This window comes from Bradyrhizobium oligotrophicum, assembly GCF_051168495.1.
Taxonomy (GTDB): domain Bacteria; phylum Pseudomonadota; class Alphaproteobacteria; order Rhizobiales; family Xanthobacteraceae; genus Bradyrhizobium; species Bradyrhizobium oligotrophicum_A.
The window spans coordinates 51,244-74,872 of sequence record NZ_JBNPVB010000028.1 but is presented as its reverse complement, the minus strand read 5'-3'; the positions used below and the strand labels follow the sequence as shown (position 1 = coordinate 74,872).

Genomic DNA, 23,629 nt, shown 5'->3' with positions numbered 1-23,629 from the left:
CGGCCCGGCTGCGCGGATGTCGGAAGGCAAGCGAAGCACGGACCACGACGCGGGGAGACTTTCGTTCCCGGGATGCCGAACGACGTGGATGGCCGGACCCACCTCCAGCTTGGATCGTCGGATGCAACAGCCTCCGAACGGGATGGGCGTTGCCGCACCGTCTTCTGAAAAAAATAATTCGCTTGCTATTTTTCGGAAATCATGGTCATCTCCGCGCATCCCGCCTCACCGCAGAGGGGCGTTGCGCGCGATCGTCACGACACGCGAGGTGGGGATGCGATGGCCGCGAGAGATCGCAGCGTCTTCTCACGAGGGCGCGGACGAACGATCGCTTGCGGACGTGAAGTCGCAGCGTCCTGATACCCCGACGCTGGTATCACCCGCGCAATGCGCAAGCATTGTCGCGGCATGGTGGCCAACAAGCCCGGCGCACCAGGGAGACTGCGTATAAGCGTGAAGACCGTCGCGCAGGGAATGCCGGATGATCGGCTTTGCCTGTGGTACCTGCCGCCTGCATTTTTTGAGCAGGCGGGCCATGGGTGAGGCCTTCACCCGGCATTCCCTGCGCCCTCTGCACTGTTTGCGAGGGACGAATGATCGCAGACCTCGGGCGACATCGCCGCGAGAATGCGATCTCATGTCGTCCGACTGACTGGCTCGCTTGCGCTGTTTGAGATGTGAATCGGATGTTTCCCCATCGTCGTCCCGGACAAGCCGTGAGCCGGGACGACAGCGGAGCTTATGGCTGCCGTAGCTTGTCGCTGCCGTAGGGTAGGCAAAGCGGCCGCCGGCAGGCGGCAGCGTGCCCACCGTCCTGCCGCGCGACCGGAGCCTGATGGTGGGCACGGCGCACGAGAGAACGTCGTACCAAGCGTAGATCACGGCGCGCCTTTGCCCATCCTACGCATTACGCACCGCGCCCAGCGATGAGGAGTCGTCGACTCCCTGCCCTACTGCAAACTCAGCGCGACGAAGCGCAGCTCGCCGTCGGCGTTGGAGACCAGCAGCAGCACCGACTTCTTGCCGTCCTTCTTGAGCTGGTCGACGCGCTTCTTGATGTCGAGCCCGGAGCTCACCGCCTCCTGCGCGACCTCGACGATGACGTCGCCGGCCGACAGCCGCTTCTCGGCGGCGTCGGAGGACTGGTCGACACCGGTGACGACGACGCCCTTGACGCTGTCCTTGATCTTGTAGCGGGTGCGCAGGTCCTTCGACAGCGCGGCGAGATCGAGCCCGAGCGCCTTCTGGGTCACGGGCTTCTCGGCGGGCTCGTCCTTCTTGATCGCCGCCTGCTGCACCTTCTCATTGTCCTCGAGCCGGCCGAGCTTGACCTTGAGCGTCTGCTCCTGGCCCTTGCGGATGACGATGACGTCGACCTCCTTGCCGACGGCGGTGTCGGCGACGATGCGCGACAGATCCTTCGGCTCCTTGATGTCGTGACCGTCGAACTTGACGACGACGTCGCCCGGCTCGATGCCGGCGGGCTTGGCGGGGCCCTTGTCGTCGACGCCGGCCACCAGCGCGCCGCGCGCCGGCTTGATGTTCAGGCTCTCGGCGATCTCGTCGGTGACGCCCTGGATGCGCACCCCGAGCCAGCCGCGGCGCAGCTCGCCGAACTGGCGCAGCTGATCGACGACGCCGGCGACCGTCTTCGACGGCACCGCGAAGCCGATGCCGATCGAGCCGCCGGACGGCGAGATGATCAGCGTGTTGACGCCGATGACCTCGCCGTCGAGGTTGAACAGCGGGCCGCCGGAATTGCCGCGGTTGATCGAGGCGTCGGTCTGGATGTAGCTGTCATAGGGCCCCGACGAGATGTCGCGGTTCTTCGCCGAGACGATGCCGGCCGTGACGGTGCCGCCGAGGCTGAACGGATTGCCGATCGCGACCACCCACTCGCCGAGCCGCAGCTTGTCGGAATCGCCGAACTTCACCACCGTGAGCTGCCGCGGCGGCTTGAACTTGAGCACCGCGAGGTCGGTCTTCTTGTCGACGCCGACCAGCTCGGCCTTGATCTTGGTGCCGTCGTTGAGGATCACGTTGATCTCGTCGGCGTCGGCAATGACGTGGTTGTTGGTGACGACGATGCCGCTGTCGTCGATGATGAAGCCGGACCCCAGCGAGTTGGTGCGACGCGGCGAGTTATCGCCGCCCCGGCCGCCCGGACCGCCGCGGCGGTTCTTGAAGAAGTCGTCGAAGAATTCCTCGAACGGCGAGCCCGGCGGCACCTGTGGATTGGCGTTGCGGCCCTCGGAGGAGCCGCCCTTGGCCTCGACGGTCTGCGACGTCGAGATGTTGACGACGGCGTCGATGACCCGCTCGGCGACGTCGGCGATCCCCTCGGGGCCCCGTGCCGAGGCCGGTGCCGGCGCAAGCGCCCCGGCCACGGCAAAGACCGCGGCAGTCAGGACGGGACGCAGGCGACGGCTGAAAGCAAGGGTTGCGGTCATCGGGCGGATCTCCAGAAAACTCGGAAAATTCAATCGTTACAGTGCGCCGGAACCGGTCGTGGACGCAAGCGCGCCGGATCGGACCGCCGAATTCATCATTGAGGGCGACCTAATACGGCAAAATGGCGCAGCCATCGCCTCACAATGGCGTTGGCGAGGGCGCGGAGAGCTCAGATCGGGCGCCGGATCACCCAGATCAGGACCAGGCCAGCCACCGCGGAGCCGATGCCGACGGCGCGCAGCACGTTGTCGGGCGTGGTCATCGCGGTCTTCATGGCTCGCCGCATCCACTCCGGACTGGCCGCGAACATCAAGCCTTCGAGCACGAACAGGATACCTAATCCGATGAGGAAATCGGAAAACGCAATGGACCTCATCGGACCCGGACCTCCCGCTGGATCTTATTGATAGGCAGCGGGGCGAAGCAACGGCTTCGCCCCGTCGGTGTCAACTCTTATTCGCCGGGATCAACCGCCCCCGGTGACATCAGGGCTTGGCGGCCTGCGCCGCGGCTGCCGTGGCGTTGGCCGCAGCCGACGGGGTTTCCACGCCGGTCTTGCCCGAGGGGTTGGCAAAGTAGCGGAAGAACTCCGAATCCGGCCGCAGCAGGAAGCGGGTCTCGCCGGCCTTCAGGCCGGTCTCATACGCCGACATCGAGCGGTAGAAGGCGAAGAAGTCCGGGTCCTTGCCGTAGGCCTCGGCGAACAGCCGGTTGCGCTCGGCATCGCCGGAGCCGCGGGTCTGCTCGGCCTGCGAGTTCGCCTCGGCCACGATCACGGTGGCCTCGCGATCGGCCTTCGACTTGATCTCCTGCGCCTTCTGGCCACCGAGCGCCCGGAATTCGGCGGCTTCGCGCTGCCGCTCACTGTTCATCCGGTCGTAGACCGCCTGGCTGTTGGCCTCCGGCAGGTCGGCGCGCCGGATGCGGACGTCGACCACCTGAATGCCATAGGCATCGGCCTCGCGATCGAGCTGGTCGCGGATCTTGCGCATCAAGGTCTCACGCTCGTCGCGCACCACCTGGGTGAAGGTGACCTCGCCGAGCACGCGACGCAGCGCGGCGTTGAGCAGGGTGCCGAGCTGGACGTTGGCGTTCTGGATCGTGCCGGCCCGCTGGTAGAACTGCAGCGCGTTCTTGATCCTGTAGCGGGCGAAGGCGTCGACCACGAGCCGCTTCTGATCGAAGGCGATGACTTCCTGCGAGGGGTTCTCGAGGTCGAGGATGCGCTTGTCGATCGAGATCACGTTGTCGATGAACGGCGCCTTGAGGTTCAGGCCGGGCTCGGTGACGACGTCGACCGGCTTGCCGAACCGCATCACCAGCGCCTGCTCGGTCTGCTGCACGGTGAACAGCGAGCTGTAGCCGATGACGACCAGCACGAGCACTGTGATCAGCGCGACGATGCCTGTGACGGGAGACCTCATCGGACGCCTCCCTGCTGAGCGGCCGGCGCCTGGCGGCGCGGCGCGAGATCGCCGAGCGGCAGCAGCGGCACGGGGCCGCCGTTGGGACCGCCGTCGAGCACGAGCTTCTCGGAGCCCGAGAGCACGCGCTCCATCGTTTCGAGATAGATGCGTTCGCGGGTCACGTCGGGCGCCTTCTTGTACTCGTCATAGACCTTCAGGAAGCGCGCGCTCTGGCCCTTGGCCTCGGCGATCGCCTGTTCCTTGTAGCCTTCGGCGACCTGCAGGATCTGCGCAGCGCGACCGCGGGCATCGGGAACGATCTTGTTGGCGTAGGTCTGGGCCTCGTTCTGCGCCTTCTCCAGATCGGCTCGCGCCGCCTGCACGTCGCGGAATGCCGCGATCACCTGCGCCGGAGGGTCGACCTTCTGCATCTGCACATTGTCGACCTGGATGCCAGAGCCATAAGTATCGAGCGTCTTCTGCATCAGCTCCAGCACGCTCTGCTCGATCTGGGTGCGGGCGCCGGTCAGCACCGGCTGAATGTTGGACCGACCGATCACCTCGCGCATCGCGCTTTCGGCGACCGCCTTCACGGTGCCCTCGGGATTCTGGATGTTGAACAGGAAGTCGGCGGCGCCCTTCGGCTTGATGCGCCACAGCACGGTGACGTCGACGTCGACGATGTTCTCGTCGCCGGTCAGCATCAGGCTCTCCTCGGGGACGTCGCGACCGCCGCCGCGGGTGCGCCGGCCGGGATCGTCATTGGCGGTGAAGCCGATCGAGATCGAATTGACGCGCAGCGCCTTGGGCAGCAGCACGGTCTCGATCGGATAGGGCAGATGGTAGCGCAGGCCGGGCTGCTCATCGCGGACATATTTGCCGAAGCGCAGCACGACGCCGAGCTCTTCGGACTGCACGCGGTAGAAGCCGGACAACAGCCAGATCGCGATCGCGCCGAGCACGATGAGGAGGACACCGGCGGTGCCGAAGCCGCCGCCCGGCACGAACTGCTGCAGACGGTCCTGGCCGCGCCGCAGAAGATCTTCCAGGTCGGGCGGCCTTGGACCGACCGGTTGCGGTCCCGAGCCCCAGGGCCCCTTGGGACCCTGACCCCACGGGCCTCCGCCCTGATTCTTCCACGCCATCGATCGATCTCCTCCGAGAGGCTTTTCGTGCACAAATGCCGGCCCCGACGGTGGCCGGGTTATAAGGGACGGCCCCGCCCCTTACAACGTAGGGCTCCAGCTAAGCCCGAACCGGGTTTTGTCAATGTAAACAGGGCCGGAAGCGCCGGTTTGCCGCGGCCCCAAGACCACCACGCGGCTAAACAACGCGACTTCATCATTAACGGATGGTCTTGCGCGGACAGCCGCCCCGGCCCGCCGGCGCGGCTGTCACCGTTTCCGGCGATAGGTCACGTAGGAGAATTCAGCCTGATCGTCAGGCCCCGAGGCATGGCGCGTGCGCGCCACCTCCTCCCATTGCTCCGGGTCGATCGCCGGAAACAGGGTATCGCCCGGCGGGCGCGTATGGACCTCGGTGATCTCCAGCCGGTCGGCGAACGGCATCGTCGCTGCGTAGATCTCGGCGCCGCCGACGATGGCGATCTCCGCGGCCGAACGCCGCAGCGCATCACCACGCGCGATGCCGAGCGCGTCGGGGATGGCACGGGTCACGATCGCGCCCGGCGCGCGAAACTGTTCATCGCGGGTGACGACGATGTTGGTGCGGCCCGGCAACGGCCGGCGCGGAAACGACATGAAGGTCTTGCGGCCCATCACGATCGGCCGCCCCATGGTCATCGCCTTGAAGCGCTGCATGTCGCTCTTCTGCCGCCACGGGATCGCGCCGGCAGCGCCGATCACGCCGTTCTCGGCGATCGCCACGATCAGCACGATCTCGATCATGGCGCCTTCTCCGCAAGCTGCGCCAGCGCCGCGCCCGTCACCTTGCACAGGGTCCAGTCGTCCATCAGTTCGGCGCCGAGCGATTTGTAGAAGGTGATCGACGGCGCATTCCAGTCGAGCACCGACCATTGCAGCCGCGCCCAGCCCTTGTCGACGCAGGTCGCGGCGAGATGGCCGAGCAAGGCCTGGCCGATGCCGTTGCGGCGGAACGCCGGCCGCACGAACAGGTCCTCGAGATAGATGCCAGGCTTGCCGGCGAAGGTGGAGAAGTTGACGAACCAGACCGCAAAGCCCGCGACCTCCCCGTTCCACTCCGCGAGGTCGCAGAACAGCGTGGGATGCTCGCAGAACAGAACACCGGCGATGTCGGCCTCGGTGGCCACGACCTCGTGCGCGAGCTTCTCGTAGTCGGCGAGTTCGCTGATCAGCGCGAACACGACGCCGATATCGTCTGGTCGGGCGCGACGGATCGACAGCATGCGCTAGACCGCGACCTCGGCCTTGATGTGCGGATGCGGGTCGTAGCCGGCCAGCGCGAAATCCTCGTAGCGGAAGCTGAAGATGTCCTTGACGTCCGGATTGAGCGTCATCGTCGGCAGCGGACGGGGGCTGCGGGTCAGTTGCAGCCGCGCCTGCTCGATGTGGTTGGAATAGAGATGCACGTCGCCGAAGGAGTGCACGAATTCGCCGGGCTTGAGGCCCGTCACCTGCGCCACCATCATCGTCAGCAGCGCATAGGAGGCGATGTTGAAGGGCACGCCGAGGAAGACATCCGCCGAGCGCTGATAGAGCTGGCAGGACAGCTTGCCGTTCACGACGTAGAACTGGAACAGGCAGTGGCATGGCGGCAGCGCCATCTTCTCGACGTCGGCCGGATTCCAAGCGGTGACGATCAGACGACGCGAGTCCGGATTGCGCTTGATCATGTCGACCACATTGGCGATCTGGTCGATATGACCGCCGTCCGGCGTCGGCCAGGAGCGCCACTGATAGCCGTAGACCGGGCCGAGATCGCCATTGGCGTCGGCCCACTCGTCCCAGATAGTGACGCCGTTGTCGCGCAGATAGCCGACGTTGGTGTCGCCCTTCAGGAACCACAGCAGCTCGTGCACGATCGCCTTCAGCGGCAGCCGCTTGGTGGTCACGAGCGGAAACCCGGCCGCGAGGTTGAAGCGCATCTGGTGGCCGAACACCGACAGCGTGCCGGTGCCGGTACGGTCGTGCTTTTCCGCGCCGTCGGACAGGATGCGTTCGAGCAGGTCGTGATACTGGTGCATGGTTCGCGCTGGCGCCTTTCGGGAGAGGGACGCGAATTTAGCGGCGGGATCCGCCCGCCCCTAGCCCTCGACTCGGTCCGTTCCGCGATTATACCCCGAAAAATGCTGTCGGCGCCCGAAATGACGAGCGCGGAACCGCACGTTCCGCGCCCCGCGGGAGATCAGCGGCCTGGCTCGCCGCTCGATGACGGCTGCGGCGTGCCGACGCAGGTCAGCCTTCGCTTTCCACGAAGACCTCGTCGCGTTTGCGGCGCAGCGTCGGCAGCACCGCCAGCACCAGGAGGAACGCAGCGATCGCGAGCAGCACGGCCGACAGCGGCCGGCTCAGGAACACCGACCAGTCGCCGCGCGAGATCAGAAGCGCCCGGCGCAGATTCTCCTCCATCAGCGGCCCCAGCACCATGCCGAGCAGCAGCGGCGCCGGCTCGAAATCGTGCTTGATCAGCCAGTAGCCGACCAGGCCGAACGCGCCCGCCAGGACGACGTCGACCGGCGAATTGTTCACCGAATAGATGCCGATCGCGCAGAAGATGACGATCGACGGGAACATCAGCCGATAGGGCACGCGGAGCAATCGCACCCAGATGCCGACCAGCGGCAGGTTGATGATGATCAGCATCAGGTTGCCGATCCACATCGAGGCGATCATGCCCCAGACCAGATCGGGTTGCTTCTGCATCACCTGCGGCCCCGGCACGATGCCGTGAATGGTCATCGCGCCGACCATCAGCGCCATGACCGCGTTCGGCGGAATACCCAGCGTCAGGAGCGGAATGAAGGAGGTCTGCGCCGCGGCGTTATTGGCGCTCTCGGGCGCCGCGACGCCCTCGATCGCACCACGGCCGAACCGCGACGGATCTTTCGCGATCTTCTTCTCCAGCGTGTAGGCCGCGAACGAGGCGATCACCGCGCCGCCGCCCGGCAGGATGCCGAGGATCGAGCCGAGCGCGGTGCCGCGCAGGATCGCCGGCGCGGAATCCTTCAGATCCTTCCTGGTCGGCATCAGGCCGGTGATCTTCTTCTGCACGAGGTCGCGGTCCATCTCGGCGCCGGCATCGAGATTGCGGATGATCTCGGCAAAGCCGAACACGCCCATCGCGACGGTGGCGAAGCCGAGGCCGTCGGCGAGCTCGGGAATGTTGAAGGCCATGCGCGACACGCCGGTCTCGATGTCCGAGCCGACCATCGACAGCAACAGGCCGAGCACGATCATCGCGATCGCCTTCAGCACCGAGCCCTTCGCCAGCACGACCGCGAAGATCAGGCCGAGCACCATCAGCGAGAAATATTCGGCCGGGCCGAACGCCAGCGCGAGCTTGGTCAGCGGCGCACCGAGGATCGCGATCAGGACCGTGGCGACGCAGCCGGCGAAGAACGAGCCGATCGCGGCAATCGCCAGCGCCGGGCCAGCGCGTCCCTGCTTTGCCATCTGGAAGCCGTCGAGCGCCGTCACCACCGACGTCGCCTCGCCGGGAATGTTGACCAGGATCGACGTGGTCGAGCCGCCATATTGTGCGCCGTAATAGATGCCGGCCAGCATGATCAGCGCGCCGACCGGCGGCAGGCCGAAGGTGATCGGCAGCAGCATCGCGACCGTGGCGATGGTCCCGATGCCCGGGAGAACGCCGACCAGCGTGCCGACCAGCGCGCCGATCAGGCACATCAACAGATTGATCGGGGAAAGAGCGACGACGAAACCATGGGCGAGATTTGCAAACAGATCCATCACGCCCTCACGGCAGAAGAAAACGCGGCATCAGCGGCATCGGCAATCCCAGCACGTAGGGGAATAGCAGCGCGCAGCCTCCCGTCAGGCAGAGGCCGACGATCAGGGCCTCCCGCCAGCGCGTCTCGGGACTGCCGATCGCCGCGATCAGGAAGCTCGCAAGCCCCGCGACCAGCAGTCCGAGCGGACGAATGGAGACGGCGAAGGTCAGAATCGCGAGCGAAACGAACAGAGGTCCGCGCCAGTGATAGGTCGCAAGCTGCGCGCCCTCATTCACGACGCCGATCACGGCCACCGCGGCCCCGAGCCCGAGCAGCAGCAGTCCGAACATTCGCGGCGCAGTTCCCGCCCCGAACGAGAAGCCGCGCATGCCCTGCAGATCGCTGGAGGCCCACAGCGCGAACAGCGCGATCGCCATCAGCACGACGCCGCCGAAATAATCCTGCGGCGCGCGCGGGCGCACCATGAACGTGAACAGAGCGACTGCGATCAGCGGATAGGTGTAGATCAGCGCCAGCAGAACGTCGGAGGACAGCGATGTCTTGCCGCCGGCCGCATATTGCTGCACCAGGCTCGGGATCGCGACCGACAAGGCCGATGCATGTCCCAGCACCACCTGCAGCGGACCGCGCCCGGAGACTGGCGCCACCAGACCTGCCAAGGCGATCAGCAGTTCCACGAGTTGCGGCACAAAGGCAAGGACCAGAATGATCGATGCGCCGGTGACGCCGCGTGCAGCCGGTCCATCGACCGTCCCGCCCGACAGCTGGCCCGTGGTCTCGGCCATGTCCTCGCCCTCCCCGCCCGGCCTTGATGGCCGGCACTATTTTCGTTCGGCGGCCTCAGATGATCCGGACCGCCTGATCGTTTTGCCTACCGGCTTTCCCTAGAGAAGGCCAGCGAAACCAAGGCAGCCGCCTGCGGCCAAAAGCCAAAGCGGATTGAGCCGCGTCGTCGATGCGATGACGGCGGCGCTCGCGCTCAGCGCCAAGGCCGGCCATGTCTGGTCCGAGGCCTGAGCGAGAATCAGCGCGCTCGCGCCCATCAAACCGATCGAGAGCGGGACCAACGCCGACTGCAGAATCGCAGGCCAGCGTGCGCCGCGAACATTCGACAACCAGCGACTGACGAAATAAGCAAGCGCGGCCGTCGGACCGCACATCGCGATCGTTGCAATTGCGGCGCCCGCCAGCCCTGCGACGGAATAGCCGATCAGGGTGACGATCAGAACGTTGGGCCCCGGGGACAATTGCGATATCGCGAAAACGTCTGCGAACTGCTTGTCGGTCATCCAGTGCCGGACATCAACCGCGATCCGATGCATCTCCGGAAGCGCGGCGTTGGCACCGCCGACCGCAAAGAACGAGATCAGCGCAAAGGTCACGAACAGCTGGGCCAGCGGATTGTCATCGCCACTCATCGCAGCCACCGCATCTTGGCGTAGGTCGCCACGAGACTGATCGGCACGGCGACCAGCAACACCAGCGGAAGCGGCAGCCGCGCCAGCCCGATCGCTGCGAACGCAGCAGCCGTGACCAGAAGGCCGAGCAGGTCGCGCTTCTTCAGCAGCGGCGACATCATGCGGAAAACCGCCGACGCCAGCAGACCGACGGCCACACAGGCGATCCCCGCGAGCGCCCTGCGCAGGGCATCGACCTGCCCGAAATGGCCGTAGATGGCCGCTAATCCCGTCACCACGAGCATCGGTGGGCCCAGCAGCCCGGCGAATGCGGCAAGCCCTCCCGCAATGCCGTGCAGCCGGGAGCCGAACACCAGCGACAGGTTCACGATGTTGGGCCCCGGGAGGAAGTGGCAGAGCGCGAAGGTCTCGTTGAACTCCTCCGCCGTCATCCAGCGGTGCTCGTCGACGATCGCGCGGCGGGCGAACACCAGCACGCCGCCGAAGCCCGACAGAGACATTTTCGCAAATGCGAAAAAAAGCGCGCTGAGGCTCGGCGGTTCTTTGACGATATCGGCCGCGGTCGAGGCAACCGGCGCAGTTTCGGACGGCATCCGACACTCTAGGAGGACGAAATCGCCGCTGCCAAGACCGATCGGAGAGGTTCCCGGCAGCCGCCCACATTTTTGTCGCGGAGCGCGGCGTCTTGACCCTGTGCATCGGCCGGCCGGGAGCGTATATAGCGGGGGCCGGCTTGCCGGCTATGGAAATAAATCGCCGTCGAAATAAACCATTCGGACCCGGGGGCGGTACCCGGCGCCTCCACCAAAACCCGTTTTCGAGACCTGCTCGGGGTCTTTAAGGCGGGTTTTGGCGGGGGCGAAATAGGATCGACGAGGGCGTAAAGGGCGAGCTTTTTCCCGGTATTGTTCCGCCGTTATCGGGCTACTGCAATAGTTGCCAACGACAACTTTGCTCCGGTTGCTCAGGCTGCGTAACGCGGTTTGAAAGACCAACTTAAAGTCCTAACGGGTTAAGCTCCGTTAGGCGGGGTTCGGAGGCACCTGGCAACAGAAGCCTCCACTTTCACCGGCCTTCCGACTTTCATCAGACGTCCTCCTGCGTCTCCTCCGCCACTCTCCCCAACTTTTTGACAGCCTTCCCGTTCATTCCTTCGTCGATCGGACTTCCGCCGGCTCTCGTACGCTCCCATATCGTTTGGCGAACCGCTTGGCTGCTGACCTCGGCGCTGAGGCGGGGTACGATGTGGCGAATACGAGTCGGAACGCTGCTGCCGGGCGCGGCGGTGCGACACGGGCGGGGCGCAGCCCTCACGATACAGGACCGATCATGGCGACGGATCATATTCGATACGATGTGCTGGCACGCGACGCGCTGCGCGGGGTGCTCCGCCGGGTGCTGAGCGACGCCGCCGTCCATGGCCTGCCCGGCGAGCATCATTTCTTCATCACCTTCGTGTCCAGGGCCGAAGGGGTGAAGCTGTCGCCGCGGCTGCTGGCGCAATATCCGGAGGAGATGACGATCATCCTGCAACACCAGTTCTGGGATCTGGTGGTGAACGAGGATCGGTTCGAGGTCGGACTGTCGTTCGGCGGCGTCCCGGAACGGCTGATCGTGCCGTTCCACGCCATCAAGAGCTTCTTCGATCCATCGGTTCAGTTCGGCTTGCAGTTCGAGCCATCCGAGGCGATCGCCGAAACGCCGCAGAGCCCGAAGCTTCCCGCTGCTCCGGCCCCGGCGGCGGTTGCCGCGCCGCTGCCTGCACCGGCCGCTGATTCGAGTGGCGACAAACCGGCCGCTCCCGCAACGCCGGGCGAAGGTGCCGAAGTCGTCCGTCTCGACCGCTTCCGCAAGAAGTAGGCGAATTCGCCGCGCGCGGAACGGCCGCTGAGCCCCTAGATTGATTGCATGCTTGAACCGGACGATCCCGGTTCGCGACCAATCACGGGCATGTGTCATGACAAAATCAGCGAGTTCATCATCGTCCGGGCCGACACGGACCGAGACCGACAGTTTCGGTCCGATCGAGGTCGCCGCCGATCGCTATTGGGGCGCGCAGACCGAGCGCAGCAGGCATAATTTTCGCATTGGCCATGACCGGATGCCGACGGGCCTCGTCCACGCACTTGCGCTGGTGAAGCTCGCGGCGGCGAAGACCAATGGCGAACTCGGACTGCTCGAGCGGCACATGGCCGAGGCCATCATGCGGGCTGCGCAGGAGATCATCGACGGCAAGCTCGACGATCATTTCCCGCTCGTCGTCTGGCAGACCGGCTCAGGCACCCAGACCAACATGAACCTCAACGAGGTGATCGCCAATCGCGCCAGCGAGATGCTCGGCGGCGAACGCGGGACCAAGAAGCCCGTGCACCCCAACGATCACGTCAACATGAGCCAGTCGTCCAACGACTCCTTCCCGACCGCCATGCACATCGCGGCGGCGCGGGCGATTTCCGCCGATCTGCTGCCGGCCTTGTCGGAGTTGCTCGCCGCGCTGCGAGCCAAGCAGCAGGCGTTCGCCGACATCGTCAAGATCGGCCGCACTCACACCCAGGACGCCACCCCGCTCACCCTCGGTCAGGAATTCTCGGGCTATGCCGCGCAGGTCGAGAACGCGATCACCAGGATCGAGACGGCCGCACGCGACCTGTTGCCGCTCGCCCAGGGCGGCACCGCCGTCGGCACCGGCCTGAACGCCGATCCCAGGTTCGCCGCCCTGTTCGCCCGGCATGTCGCCGACATCACCGGACTTCCGTTCACCAGCGCCGCGAACAAGTTCGAAGCCCTGGCTTCGAACGACGCCTATGTCTACGTGCACGGCGCGCTCAATGCGGCCGCGACCGGCCTGTTCAAGATCGCCAATGACATCCGCCTTCTGGGATCGGGGCCACGCTCGGGGCTCGGCGAACTGATTCTGCCCGAGAACGAGCCGGGCTCGTCGATCATGCCGGGCAAGGTGAACCCGACGCAGTGCGAAGCACTGACCATGGTGTGCTGCCAGGTGTTCGGCAATCACACCGCGATGACCGTGGCCGGCAGCCAGGGCCATTTCGAATTGAACGTCTACAAGCCATTGCTCTCACATTGCATGATGCAGTCCATACAATTACTAGGCGACGCCGTGCGTTCATTCAGCGAACATTGCGTGACCGGAATTCGGGCCGACGAAAAGCGGATTCGCGAGCTGATGGAGCGTTCTCTGATGCTGGTGACGGCGCTCGCGCCGAAGATCGGCTACGACAACGCCGCCAAAGTCGCGAAGACGGCGCATCAGCGCGGCACGACGCTCAAAGAGGAAGCTTTGCGGCTCGGCTTCGTGTCCGAGGACGAATTCGACCGCCTCGTGCAACCTCAGAGGATGACGCGGCCCGGCAGGCCGTAGCGGTAGTCCCGTAGTACTACGGGGGGTGATGCAATTCACGCCGTTAACCCCTAAAGGATACTCTCGACTACAAGTTCTGCTGCGATTGGTGATTACCAAACCCGCTCGCAACGACGCCAATGGCCACCGAACTATCAGGGAGCGATGACGTGATTGTCTGGAAAATGCCTGGGCTCATCCGCGCAATGCGCATGCTCTCCCGCGACGTTCGATGTCTTAGATGATTGGAGCAAGCATGGGAGACGTCATCAACTTGAAGCGTTTCAGAAAGCGCGTTGAGCGCGATCAGGCAGCCAAGGTCGCCGAAAGCAACCGCGCTCGCCATGGCAGGACGAAGTCCGAACGCGCGACTGACGCACAACGCGACAAACGCGCGAACGATCTACTCGATCAACATCGTATCAATGGCGAGGACGCGTGATGAAGTCGCCCGTCGTAAAACGTTCAATCGTGGTCGCAGGTCACAAGACCAGTGTCAGCCTCGAAGAGGCCTTCTGGAACGGCATGAAGGAGATATCAGGTCTCCGTAACATGACCCTGTCCGAACTGGTCGGAGAGATCGACAACAATCGCCAGCAGGGCAACCTGTCCTCGGCGATCCGGTTGTTCGTGCTCGACCACTTCAAGAGCCGCGCCACGGCATCGGCCTCCCCGGCGATCGAGCCGAAGGGGGCGGTGGACAGCCGGCACTCGGCGGCCGCAGTGGCTCCTTGAGGCAGATCAGAGGCCAGCCCGCCCGGCCTGTTTAAAATCGCTCTAAGAAGCCGCGGCATTTCGCATGCCGCGCTTGACCTCTTGGCACGCGATTGAAAATACAGGCTATGAGCGAAATCTGCGATACACGGCCGCCTCTGCCGCTTGGTCTGGCCCGGCGTGGCTATACGGGAACGATCCAGCATCTTTCGGCTGGCGGCACGGCGTCGTCGCTGACGGACGTCGAGCTGGAGAGCCGGCTGATCGAACTGGGCTTCGTCGAAGGGGCCCGGGTCGAGATTCTGCATGAAGGGATCGTCGGACGAGACCCGATTGCCGTCCGTGTCGACAACATCACCGTCGCGGTCCGCCGGCGCGAGGCCATGGCCGTCATCGTGGCATAAGCCGCGGAAAGCGTCGTCATGGAAAGCCCCTTGCTGCATCTGGCCCTGGTGGGTACGCCCAACAGCGGCAAGACCTCGCTGTTCAACGCGCTGACGGGAAGCCGCCAGAAGGTCGCGAACTATCCTGGAGTCACCGTCGAGCGCAAAGAGGGCGCATTCGTGACCCCACAGGGCCGCCAGGTTTCGCTGGTCGACCTTCCCGGCACCTATTCGCTGCGCGGCCGCAGCCCGGACGAGGAAATCACCCGCGATTTCGTGCTGGGACGCGCCACCGGCGAGGTCCTGCCCGATCTGGTGCTGTGCGTCGCCGATTCCACCAACCTCCGGCTGACGATCCGGCTCCTGCTCGAACTCAAGAGCACGGGCCGGCCGCTCGCGCTCGTGCTCAACATGTTCGACATCGCCAAGCGGCGCGGCGTGACGGTCGACGTCGCGGCCCTGTCCGAGGCGCTGGGCGTGCCGGTGGTGACCTCGATTGCCGTGCGCAAGGGCGGCACCGACGACCTGCTGCGGCTGACCGACGAGCTGCTGGCCCGCGCGACCGCGGCCACCGGCGAGCGCGCCAACACTTGGCGCCCCCTCACCGTCCCGGAACTGCGCGCCACCCAGCGGGAGGCCGACCGCATCATCGCCGCTTCCGTCAGCCTGCCCGAGCGTCCCGACACCTGGACGGCCCGGATCGATTCCGTCGCGCTGCATCCGGTCGGCGGCCTGCTGATCCTGTTCACCATCCTGTTCGTCATGTTCCAGGCGGTCTTCGCCTGGGCGCAGCCGCTGATGCAGGTGCTGTCGGCGGCGTTCGATGCGCTCGGCCAGGTCGTGCACGACCAGCTGCCCGAAGGCCTGCTGCAGAGCTTCCTGCAGAACGGGGTGATCTCCGGCGTCGGCAGCGTGATCGTCTTCCTGCCGCAGATCATCATCATCTTCCTGTTCATCCTGCTGCTGGAAGATTTCGGCTACATGGCGCGCGCGGCGTTCCTGATGGACCGCATCATGGGCGGCGCCGGGCTGCATGGCCGCGCCTTCATCCCGCTGCTCTCCAGCTTCGCCTGCGCCATCCCCGGCATCATGGCGACGCGCGTGATCGACAACCGGCGCGACCGGCTCACCACGATCCTGATCGCGCCCCTGATGACCTGCTCGGCGCGGATCCCGGTCTATACGCTGATCATCTCGGCCTTCATTCCGCCGGCCAAGGTGTGGGGCCTGATCAACCTGCAGGGCCTCGTGATGTTCGGGCTCTATGCAGCCGGAATCACCAGCGCGCTGCTGGTGTCGTTCCTGGTCAAGTTCTTCCTGATGCGCGACTACCAGCCGGCGCCGTTCATGCTCGAGCTGCCGGACTACAAGATGCCGCGGCTGCGCGGCATCGCGATCGGCGTCTATACCCGCGCCAAGATGTTCCTGCAGCGTGCCGGCACCACGATCTTCGCGATGATGGTGCTGATCTGGTTCCTGGCCTCGTTCCCGCAGCCTCCGGACGGCGCCACCGAGCCCGCGATCAATTACAGCCTGGCGGCGATGATCGGCCAGGCGCTTGCGCCCCTGCTCACCCCCGTCGGCTTCAACTGGCAGATCGCAGTGGCACTGGTGCCGGGAATGGCGGCACGCGAGGTCGCGGTGGCCGCGCTCGGCACCGTCTACGCGATCGAAGGCGGCAAGGAGGCGGCCGAGCAGATCGGCCAGGTGCTGGCGAGCAAATGGAGCCTCGCCACGGCGCTCGCGCTGCTCGCCTGGTACATCTTCGCCCCGCAATGCGCCTCGACGCTGGCGGTGATCCGCCGCGAGACCGGCAGCTGGCGCTGGATGGCCGTGACGTTCTTCTACATGTTTGCGCTCGCCTATGCCGCGGCGTTCGCGACCTATCACGTCGCGGTGGCGATGGGCGCGGGCTGAACTCCGCGCCCGCCCGGCGTCAGCGTTGAGCGTCGACGTGCAGCGCGAAGCCGCGCGCGTCAGGCGCGCCGAGTTCGGTCCGCAACTGCATCGACGGGATCAGATAGTCGCCGTGGTTCTGCCGGCGGTACGGGATCGGCTGATCCGCGAACAGCGTGCGCATTCGCCTGCGCAGCCGCTCGGCAATCTCGGCAAAGCCGGCTTCATCGATCCGGCTTGCCTTGTGCGCCACGAAGGCCGGCAGCACGTCGAAACCGGGGTAGAACAGGATGCCGTGGTTGATCGGAAACAGCAGGTCGTCGATCGGCCCATTGATGCCGCGCTCCGAATAGTGCTCCTCCCAGCCGCCCGTCGTGACCATCAGCATCGCGCGCTTGCCGGCGAACACGCCCTCGCCATAGCGATTGCCCCAGCGCTTGTCGCTGTGCTCGCCGACGCCATAGGTGAAGCCGTAGGAATAGACCCGGTCGACCCAGCCCTTGAGGATCGCCGGCATCGTGAACCACCACAGCGGAAACTGCAGGATGACCGCGTCGGCCCAGAGCAGCTTGTCCTGCTCGGCCTTGACGTCCTCGGTGAGGCTACGGGTCTTGAACGCCTCCCCGGACGCCGCGGCGACGTTCAGCCGGGCATCCGGCGGCAGCTGCGGGAAATCGGCGCGGTCGGCGGCCGACTTCCAGCCCATCGCATAGAGATCTGAAACCCTGACCTCGTGGCCTTGGGCCTTGAGCTCGGCGACCGCGACATCGCGAAGGGCGCCATTGAGGGAGCGAGGTTCAGGGTGGGCGAAAACGAGCAGGACATTCATGGTCTCGATCCTTTGCTGGAACCGGCCAAGAGATAGACGCCCCGCCATTCATCCACTATACGGCAAGGATCGATAAGATTATGCCGGTTTATGGATAAATCGGACGTCAGCCTCATCAGCATGCGCAGCTTCGTCCGGGTGGCGGAGCGCGGCAGCCTGTCGGCGGTGGCGCGCGAGCTGGGGATTGGCCAGTCCACCGTCTCACGTCACCTGCAGGAGCTGGAAGAGTCCGTCGGCGTGCCGCTGCTCAGCCGAACGACGCGGCGCGTGACCCTGACCGACGAGGGCAGCCGCTATTACGCCAACTGCGTCCAGATCCTGCGGCTGATCGAGCAGGCCGGCGACGAGGCGCGCGGCACAAGAGGCGCCGCCGCCGGCTCGATCCGCATCTCCTGCACGGCGGCGTTCGGCATCCTGCATATCAGCCGTCTCGTCTTCGCCTTCCAGGACCGCTATCCGAAAATAGCCATCGATCTCAATCTAACCGACGAACGCGTCGACCTCGTACGCGAAGGTGTCGACATCGCGCTGCGTCTGGCGCCGCTCACCGACAGCTCTCTGAAGCTGCGTGCGCTCGGCCACTCGCACCGGCTGCTGGTCGCGTCCCCCGACTACCTCAAAAGGCGCGGCACGCCGCTCACGCCGCAGGACCTGATCGGGCATGACGGCATCCGCATGACCAATGTCGCCGGCAGCGAGACACTGGTGGTGGTGGGACCCGACGGAGAACGCCATGAGGTGCCGTTCAGAGGCAGCTTTCGCACCAATCACGGACTTGGGGTTCGAGAGGCGGTGCTGTCGGGACGCGGAATCGGCGGGAGCCATGCCTGGCTGGTCGACGACCTCATTGCGGCCGGCAGGCTGACGGTTCTGATGCCCGACCACCATCTGACATCGACTCCCCTCAACATGCTGATCGTGCCGGAGCGCGCAGGCATTGCGCGGGTGCGGCTGCTGATCGACTATCTGGCGGAAGAGATCGCTCGCTTGCCGGGTATTCGGCCCGAGCCATGAGCTACAGCCGCGGCATCGTCTCCGGCCGCACCTCGCGGGCCTGGGCGGCCAGCCGGATCGCGGCATTGGCCGCGCCAAAACCCTGGTAGTTGCGGCGCTGCACGATCTCGAAGAAGAAGCGCTCCTCGAAGATGTGGGTGTAGACCTGGAAGAATTCGGCGTCGCCATCGCGGTCGTACAGGATCTCGTTGGCGCGGAGCGCTGCGATCGTTTCGGCAGGGAGATCGTACTTGGCTTCGAGATCGTCGTAGTAGTTGTCGGGAATGTCGAGGAAGCTGGCGCCGCGGGCGCGCATCTCGGCCACCGCCGCGAAGATGTCGTCGCAGGAGAACGCGATGTGCTGGACGCCCGAGCCGAAGAACTCGGAAATGAAGCGCGACGACAGCGTGCGGGTTGCCGCGGAGCCGTTGAGGATGAAGCGCAGACTGCGATCACCATTGACGATCGCCTGGCTCTGCACGAGGCCCCTGGGGTCGGCGATCTCCATCTGCGGCAGACGGGAGAAGTCGATGAGCCCCGAGTAGAACAGCAGCCAGGACAGCATCTCCTCATGCGGCATCGACTGCGCGATGTGGTCGACGGCCGTGAGGCGATCCGTGCCCTCGTCGCTGGCAACCGCTTCGAAATCGACATCCCAGTGTCGGCCATGTGTGTCCAGGAAGTACAAAAGACTGCCGCCGACGCCGTGGATCGCCGGGATCTCCAGCTCGCCTGGTCCGACCGGCTGCACGAAGGTGCGCGTCTTCAAGGATTGCGCCCGCGCCATCGCACGATCCGCACTGTCGACATCGAGCGCGATGGCGCAGACGCCGGCACCATGGGTCACGTAATGCGAATGCGCGAAGCTCGCCGGCTCGCAGTTGATCACGAGCTCGATCGCGCCTTGCGACCAGCGCTGCACCGCCTTGCTGCGATGCCGCCCGGTGTTGCGGAAGCCGAGCTGGCCGAACAGCGTCGCCAGAGATTCCGCCTTGTCCTCGCTGACAGCGAATTCCACGAAGCCGATGCCGCGGCTTTCGACACGAGGAGCAAAGCGCTGATCCGGCGACGCCGGCATCTTGCCAGCGAGGTCATCCTGCAACAGCAGCAGCGAGCGCATGCCGTCGAGCGCCGTGCGCGGCGCCGAGCCGGCGCGGAACTGGTCGTTGAAGATTTCGAGCGACAGCGGCCCCGTATAGCCGGTCGCGGCAACAGCCTCCATGAACTCCCCGACCGGCAGATCGCCCTGCCCCGGAAAGCTGCGGAAATGCCGGCTCCAGGACAGCACGTCCAGTTCGAGCTTGGGCGCGTCGGCCAGTTGCACCAGGAAGATCTTGTCGGCGGGAATGGAGCGGATCGCGTTGGTGGGCAGCGCAGGCGCGAGCGCGTGGAAGCTGTCGAGGATCACGCCGATCGCCTTGTGATCGGCGCGGCGCACGATCTCCCAGGCATCGCGATAGTCGTGGACGTGGCGGCCCCAGGCCAGCGCCTCGTAGCCGACACGCAGGCCGCGCTTCGCGGCGCGCTCGCCGAGCTCGTGGAAATCGGCGGCGGCGCGATCGATGCCGCCGAGCGAGAGCGGGGACACGCTGCTGCAGATCAGCATCAGGTCGGTGCCCAGCTCCTGCATCAGGTCGAACTTGCGCTCGGCGCGGATGAAGTTGCGGGCCCGCTCCGGCTCCGGCATGCCCTCGAAATCGCGGAACGGCTGATAGGCCGATATCGACAGCCCGAGGTCGCGGCACATCTGCCCGATCTCACGGGGTCGCGCGCCGAACGCGACCAGATCGTTCTCGAAGATCTCGACGGTCTCGAAGCCCGCGGCGGCAATCGCCTTGAGCTTCTCGTCGAGGGCGCCTGAGATGGAGACCGTTGCGATCGAGCGCTTGTTCATGCCGCTGTCTCCTCCATCGCGCCGCCCAGGAACAGCTGGCCGATGCGCGGATCGGCGAGCACGCGATCGGCCTTGTCAATGATGCGGGTGCGCCCGAGCTCCAGCACGATGCCGTAGTCGGAGATCTCCAGCGCCGAGCGCGCGTTCTGCTCGATCAAGAGCACCGAGACGCCACGATCGCGCAGCTGCTTCAACATGTCGAAGGTCTGCTGCACCATCAGCGGCGACAGCCCGATCGACGGCTCGTCGATCAGCACCAGCTGCGGCTCGAGCAGCAGGCCGCGCGCGATCTCGAGCTGCTTCTGCTCGCCGCCCGACAAGGTCGAGGCCTGCCGGTCCGCCTTCTTGCGCAGCACCGGAAACACGTCGAGCGCCGCCTCGACGCGGGCTGTGAGATCAAAGTCGCGGGCAGCCGCGACGCCGCCGAGCTCGATGTTGTGACGCACCGACAGCTCGCCGAAGATGTTGCGGCCTTGCGGGATGTAGCAAATGCCGGCGCCGAGCAGCGCGCGCTGGCTCAAGCCGGTGACGTCGCGACCTTTGAAGATGACCTTGCCCTCGCGGAGATTGAGCAGGCCGAAGATCGCCTTGAACACCGTCGACTTGCCGGCGCCGTTCGGACCGATGACGGTGGTGATCGATCCCTTCGGCACCGAAAACGTCGTGCCGTTGAGGATCGTCATCTTGCCGTAGCCGCCGACGAGGTGCTGGACGTCGAGAATGGGATCGCTCATCGCCGGCTCCCTCAATGTCCGAGATAGGCTTCGATCACGGCCGGATTGGCCCTGATCTCGTCCGGCTTGCCGATCGCAAGCACCTTGCCTTCCGCCATCACCATCACGCGCGAGCACAGCGACATCACGAACTCCATGTTGTGCTCGATCACGACGAAGGTGGCGCGGCGCTCGCGATTGATCGCGATCAGCCGCTCCTTGAGATCGCCGAGCATGGTCGGGTTGACGCCGCCGGCGGGCTCGTCGAGCAGCACCAGCCGCGGGCCGCCCATGAAGGCCATTGCGGCATCGAGCAGCTTCTGCTGGCCGTAGGACAGGCCGCCTGCTGGCTCGTTGGCGAGATGCTCCAGCTTGAAGAAGCCGATCATCTGATCGGCCGTCGTGGTGAGGCCTGCATCCGACGGGCCGAACAGGCGCGACAGCATGCTGCCGCGATGCTCCTGGCCGGCGAGAATGAGATTGTCGCGCACCGACAGCTTTGGGAACACCTGCAGCAGTTGGAAGGTGCGGCTGACGCCGAGGCGGTTCAGGTCCGACGGACGCTGCCCGGTGACGAGCTTGCCGTCGACCCTGACCTCGCCTGCGCTCGGCGCCAGCTGGCCAAGGATGCAGTTGAACAGCGTCGACTTGCCGCAGCCATTGGGGCCGATCAGGCCGAGGATCTCGCCCTCCTGCACGTCGAAGCTGACGCCATCGACGGCGGTGATGCCGCCGAAGCTCTTCTTGACGTCGCGAACGTCGAGAACTGCGCTCATTGCGCGACCTCCAGCTTGGACTGGGCCGCGGCCCGCAGCGCCGAGGCCGCCTTGGTTCGCCGCTCGCCGAGGTAGCGGTCGAGAATGCCGAGGATGCCGCTCGGCGAATAGATCAGCAGCACGATGACGGCAGCCGCATAGAGCATCAGGTAATAGCCCTCGGCAAAGCGCAGCCATTCCGGCAGCAGCACCGCGATCATGGCGCCGAGGAACGGCCCGAGCATGAAGCCGGAGCCGCCGACGATCACCATCATCAGAAGGTCGAGCGAGAGCTGCAGGCTGAACGGCACGGGATCGACATATTGCGTCAGCGGCGCATACAACACGCCGGCAATGCCGCCGAGCACGGAGCCGATCGCGAACGCCATCAGCGTGTAGCGTCGGGTGTCGATGCCGAGCGACTGCGCCCGGATCGGATTTTCGCGCAGCGCCATGAAGGCGCGGCCCCAGGGCGAACGGATCAGCCACCACATCGCAAGTGTCACAAGCCCGAGCGAGCCGAGGCACAGATAGTAGAACGGCAGCGGCCGGCGGGTCGGGAAGCCGAACACCTCGGGGCGCGGAATGTTGCTGATGCCATAGATGCCGTTGGTGAGCCAGCTCTCGTTGCGGAACACCAGGAACATCAGCGTGGAGAACGCCAGCGTGACGAAGGCGAGATAATGGTGCTGCACGCGCAGCGCCGGATAGCCCAAGAGCCAGCCGACGATGAAGCAGACCACGATGACGAGGCCCAGCGCTGCGATCAGCGGCCAGCCATGCGTGGTCAGGATCGCGGCACCATAGGCGCCGATACCGACGAAGGCGCCCTGCGCCAGCGACACCTGCCCGGCATAGCCGAGCGTGAGGTTGAGACCCATGGCCGCGATGGTCATGACCGCCCACTGGCTCAGGATGTAAAGGCCATAGCGATTGAAGTTCATCGGGATGATGATCAGGCCGGCGATGACGACGACGGCCAGCGCGGCGAGGAGCAGTCTGCTGTGCTTGCTCATACCGTGCGCTCCTCGGCCCGTCCGAGCAGGCCCTGCGGCCGGAACAGGATCATCAGGATCAGCAGCAGCATCGGCACGGCGGCGCGATACTGGGTGGAGACATAGGCCGCCGCGAGATTGTCGACGACGCCGATCAGCAGGCCGCCCGCGATGGCGCCGCGCACCTGGTTGAAGCCGCCGACGATGGCGGCGATGAAAGCCGCCTGTCCGAGTACCTCGCCGCTGGAGAATTTGGCCAGATAGATCGGCGTGATCAGCAGCGAGGCCAGCGCCACCAGCACGGCGTTGATCAGGAAGGTCAGCAGGATCATGCGCTCGACGGGGACGCCGATGATGCGCGCCACCGTCGGGTTCTGCGCCGCGGCCTGCATCTGATGGCCCACCGAGGTGCGGTTCAGCAGCGTGGTCAGGCCGACGACGGCCAGGATTGCGACGGCGAGGACGCCGAGGCTCTGCAGCGAGATAGCCCGGCCGAGAATCGAGATGTCACCGGCCGGCACGATCGACGGAAACGGCGAGGCCTCGGCGCTGAAGAACTGCTTCACCGCCTCCTTGATCCCGATCGCCAGCGCCATGGTGGCGATTGCGAGCGGCAGCACGCCGTGCCGCAACATCGGATCGACCAGCAGCATCTTGAAGCCGAGACCAAGCAGCAGCGCCGACAGGACGATGCCGACGAGAACCGCGAGCCAAAACGGTGCGCCGAGATGCATCACCGCGAGCATCAGGAAGGCCGGCAGCATCACGAACTCGCCCTGGGCGAAGTTGATGGTCTGCGAGGTCTGCCACAGCAAGGTGAAGCCGACGGCAACGAGCGCGTAGATGGCGCCGGTGGCGAGTCCCGCCACGATCAGGTCGAGCAGATTGGACATCGTTTCCCCGTGATCC

24 protein-coding genes and 1 other RNA gene are annotated in these 23,629 nt (G+C 65.5%); 8 read left to right on the top strand and 17 right to left on the bottom strand.

What is annotated here, in order from left to right; genetic code table 11:
- Nucleotides 1–950 precede the first annotated feature (950 nt).
- The 11 genes from ACQR1B_RS33445 to ACQR1B_RS33395 form a co-directional block, all read right to left on the bottom strand.
- Nucleotides 951–2,450, bottom strand: a complete 1,500-nt coding sequence (locus tag ACQR1B_RS33445; RefSeq protein ID WP_434836964.1) for a Do family serine endopeptidase — start codon at nt 2,448–2,450, stop codon at nt 951–953.
- A gap of 170 nt (nt 2,451–2,620) precedes the next feature.
- Nucleotides 2,621–2,827, bottom strand: coding sequence for a DUF2065 domain-containing protein (locus ACQR1B_RS33440; RefSeq protein WP_008960820.1), 207 nt, complete (start codon nt 2,825–2,827; stop codon nt 2,621–2,623).
- A 109-nt stretch (nt 2,828–2,936) separates the two neighbouring features.
- Nucleotides 2,937–3,875 carry a protease modulator HflC gene (gene hflC, locus ACQR1B_RS33435; protein WP_434836963.1) on the bottom strand — a complete coding sequence of 313 codons (939 nt, stop codon included), beginning with the start codon at nt 3,873–3,875 and terminating at the stop codon, nt 2,937–2,939.
- Nucleotides 3,872–5,002, bottom strand: a complete 1,131-nt coding sequence (gene hflK / locus ACQR1B_RS33430) for an FtsH protease activity modulator HflK (RefSeq protein WP_434836962.1) — start codon at nt 5,000–5,002, stop codon at nt 3,872–3,874. Before hflK ends, hflC begins: the two co-directional genes overlap by 4 nt.
- 249 nt (nt 5,003–5,251) lie before the next feature.
- Nucleotides 5,252–5,764, bottom strand: coding sequence for a dihydrofolate reductase (locus ACQR1B_RS33425; RefSeq protein WP_434836961.1), 513 nt, complete (start codon nt 5,762–5,764; stop codon nt 5,252–5,254).
- A complete protein-coding gene (locus tag ACQR1B_RS33420) occupies nt 5,761–6,243 on the bottom strand; it encodes a GNAT family N-acetyltransferase (protein ID WP_434836960.1) in 483 nt (160 codons plus the stop codon). The genes ACQR1B_RS33425 and ACQR1B_RS33420 overlap by 4 nt, the downstream gene beginning before the upstream one ends.
- Nucleotides 6,244–6,246: 3 nt before the next feature.
- Complete coding sequence (locus ACQR1B_RS33415) at nt 6,247–7,041, bottom strand: thymidylate synthase (protein ID WP_434836959.1); 795 nt, start codon at nt 7,039–7,041, stop codon at nt 6,247–6,249.
- Nucleotides 7,042–7,252: 211 nt separating this feature from the next.
- On the bottom strand, nt 7,253–8,767 hold the full coding sequence (locus tag ACQR1B_RS33410) for a tripartite tricarboxylate transporter permease (protein WP_434836958.1): 1,515 nt from the start codon (nt 8,765–8,767) through the stop codon (nt 7,253–7,255).
- 7 nt (nt 8,768–8,774) lie between these two features.
- Nucleotides 8,775–9,554: a tripartite tricarboxylate transporter TctB family protein gene (locus ACQR1B_RS33405; protein ID WP_434836957.1), complete on the bottom strand. Its 780-nt coding sequence runs from the start codon at nt 9,552–9,554 to the stop codon at nt 8,775–8,777.
- 99 nt (nt 9,555–9,653) lie between these two features.
- The gene (locus ACQR1B_RS33400; RefSeq protein ID WP_434836956.1) at nt 9,654–10,187 is read right to left on the bottom strand and encodes a chromate transporter; all 534 of its coding nucleotides are present in this window, start codon (nt 10,185–10,187) and stop codon (nt 9,654–9,656) included.
- Nucleotides 10,184–10,780, bottom strand: coding sequence for a chromate transporter (locus tag ACQR1B_RS33395; RefSeq protein ID WP_434836955.1), 597 nt, complete (start codon nt 10,778–10,780; stop codon nt 10,184–10,186). The genes ACQR1B_RS33400 and ACQR1B_RS33395 overlap by 4 nt, the downstream gene beginning before the upstream one ends.
- A gap of 95 nt (nt 10,781–10,875) precedes the next feature.
- Here ACQR1B_RS33395 and ssrA point away from each other — a divergent pair.
- From ssrA to feoB, 7 genes are all read left to right on the top strand, one after another.
- Nucleotides 10,876–11,251: a transfer-messenger RNA gene (gene ssrA / locus ACQR1B_RS33390) on the top strand.
- A gap of 265 nt (nt 11,252–11,516) precedes the next feature.
- Entirely contained in the window at nt 11,517–12,047 is a 531-nt protein-coding gene (locus ACQR1B_RS33385; protein WP_434836954.1) for an SspB family protein, read from the top strand.
- Between the two features lie 97 nt (nt 12,048–12,144).
- On the top strand, nt 12,145–13,569 hold the full coding sequence (gene fumC / locus ACQR1B_RS33380) for a class II fumarate hydratase (RefSeq protein WP_434836953.1): 1,425 nt from the start codon (nt 12,145–12,147) through the stop codon (nt 13,567–13,569).
- Nucleotides 13,570–13,804: 235 nt separating this feature from the next.
- Complete coding sequence (locus ACQR1B_RS33375; protein WP_172110978.1) at nt 13,805–13,990, top strand: DUF4169 family protein; 186 nt, start codon at nt 13,805–13,807, stop codon at nt 13,988–13,990.
- A complete protein-coding gene (locus ACQR1B_RS33370; protein WP_434836952.1) occupies nt 13,990–14,283 on the top strand; it encodes a ribbon-helix-helix domain-containing protein in 294 nt (97 codons plus the stop codon). The genes ACQR1B_RS33375 and ACQR1B_RS33370 overlap by 1 nt, the downstream gene beginning before the upstream one ends.
- Before the next feature lie 107 nt (nt 14,284–14,390).
- Nucleotides 14,391–14,666, top strand: a complete 276-nt coding sequence (locus tag ACQR1B_RS33365) for a FeoA family protein (RefSeq protein ID WP_434836951.1) — start codon at nt 14,391–14,393, stop codon at nt 14,664–14,666.
- Nucleotides 14,667–14,684: 18 nt separating this feature from the next.
- Nucleotides 14,685–16,562: a ferrous iron transporter B gene (feoB, locus tag ACQR1B_RS33360; protein WP_434836950.1), complete on the top strand. Its 1,878-nt coding sequence runs from the start codon at nt 14,685–14,687 to the stop codon at nt 16,560–16,562.
- A gap of 19 nt (nt 16,563–16,581) precedes the next feature.
- On the opposite strand, the gene ACQR1B_RS33355 is transcribed toward feoB, so the two are convergent.
- On the bottom strand, nt 16,582–17,370 hold the full coding sequence (locus ACQR1B_RS33355; protein WP_434836949.1) for an NAD(P)H-dependent oxidoreductase: 789 nt from the start codon (nt 17,368–17,370) through the stop codon (nt 16,582–16,584).
- 90 nt (nt 17,371–17,460) lie between these two features.
- Between ACQR1B_RS33355 and ACQR1B_RS33350 the strand changes: the two genes are divergently transcribed.
- Entirely contained in the window at nt 17,461–18,384 is a 924-nt protein-coding gene (locus tag ACQR1B_RS33350) for a LysR family transcriptional regulator (RefSeq protein ID WP_434836948.1), read from the top strand.
- Nucleotide 18,385: 1 nt separating this feature from the next.
- Here the strand turns inward: ACQR1B_RS33350 and ACQR1B_RS33345 are convergent, their stop codons facing one another.
- From ACQR1B_RS33345 to ACQR1B_RS33325, 5 genes are read right to left on the bottom strand one after another with little or no spacing between them, the layout of a single operon-like run.
- Nucleotides 18,386–20,257 carry a bifunctional sugar phosphate isomerase/epimerase/4-hydroxyphenylpyruvate dioxygenase family protein gene (locus tag ACQR1B_RS33345; protein ID WP_434836947.1) on the bottom strand — a complete coding sequence of 624 codons (1,872 nt, stop codon included), beginning with the start codon at nt 20,255–20,257 and terminating at the stop codon, nt 18,386–18,388.
- Nucleotides 20,254–20,991: an ABC transporter ATP-binding protein gene (locus tag ACQR1B_RS33340; protein ID WP_434836946.1), complete on the bottom strand. Its 738-nt coding sequence runs from the start codon at nt 20,989–20,991 to the stop codon at nt 20,254–20,256. The genes ACQR1B_RS33345 and ACQR1B_RS33340 overlap by 4 nt, the downstream gene beginning before the upstream one ends.
- Before the next feature lie 11 nt (nt 20,992–21,002).
- Nucleotides 21,003–21,746 carry an ABC transporter ATP-binding protein gene (locus ACQR1B_RS33335; protein WP_434836945.1) on the bottom strand — a complete coding sequence of 248 codons (744 nt, stop codon included), beginning with the start codon at nt 21,744–21,746 and terminating at the stop codon, nt 21,003–21,005.
- Nucleotides 21,743–22,741 (bottom strand): branched-chain amino acid ABC transporter permease, encoded by a 999-nt coding sequence (locus ACQR1B_RS33330; RefSeq protein ID WP_434836944.1) that lies wholly within the window; start codon nt 22,739–22,741, stop codon nt 21,743–21,745. Before ACQR1B_RS33330 ends, ACQR1B_RS33335 begins: the two co-directional genes overlap by 4 nt.
- Complete coding sequence (locus tag ACQR1B_RS33325) at nt 22,738–23,613, bottom strand: branched-chain amino acid ABC transporter permease (RefSeq protein WP_434836943.1); 876 nt, start codon at nt 23,611–23,613, stop codon at nt 22,738–22,740. Before ACQR1B_RS33325 ends, ACQR1B_RS33330 begins: the two co-directional genes overlap by 4 nt.
- Between the last annotated feature and the right edge of the window lie 16 nt (nt 23,614–23,629).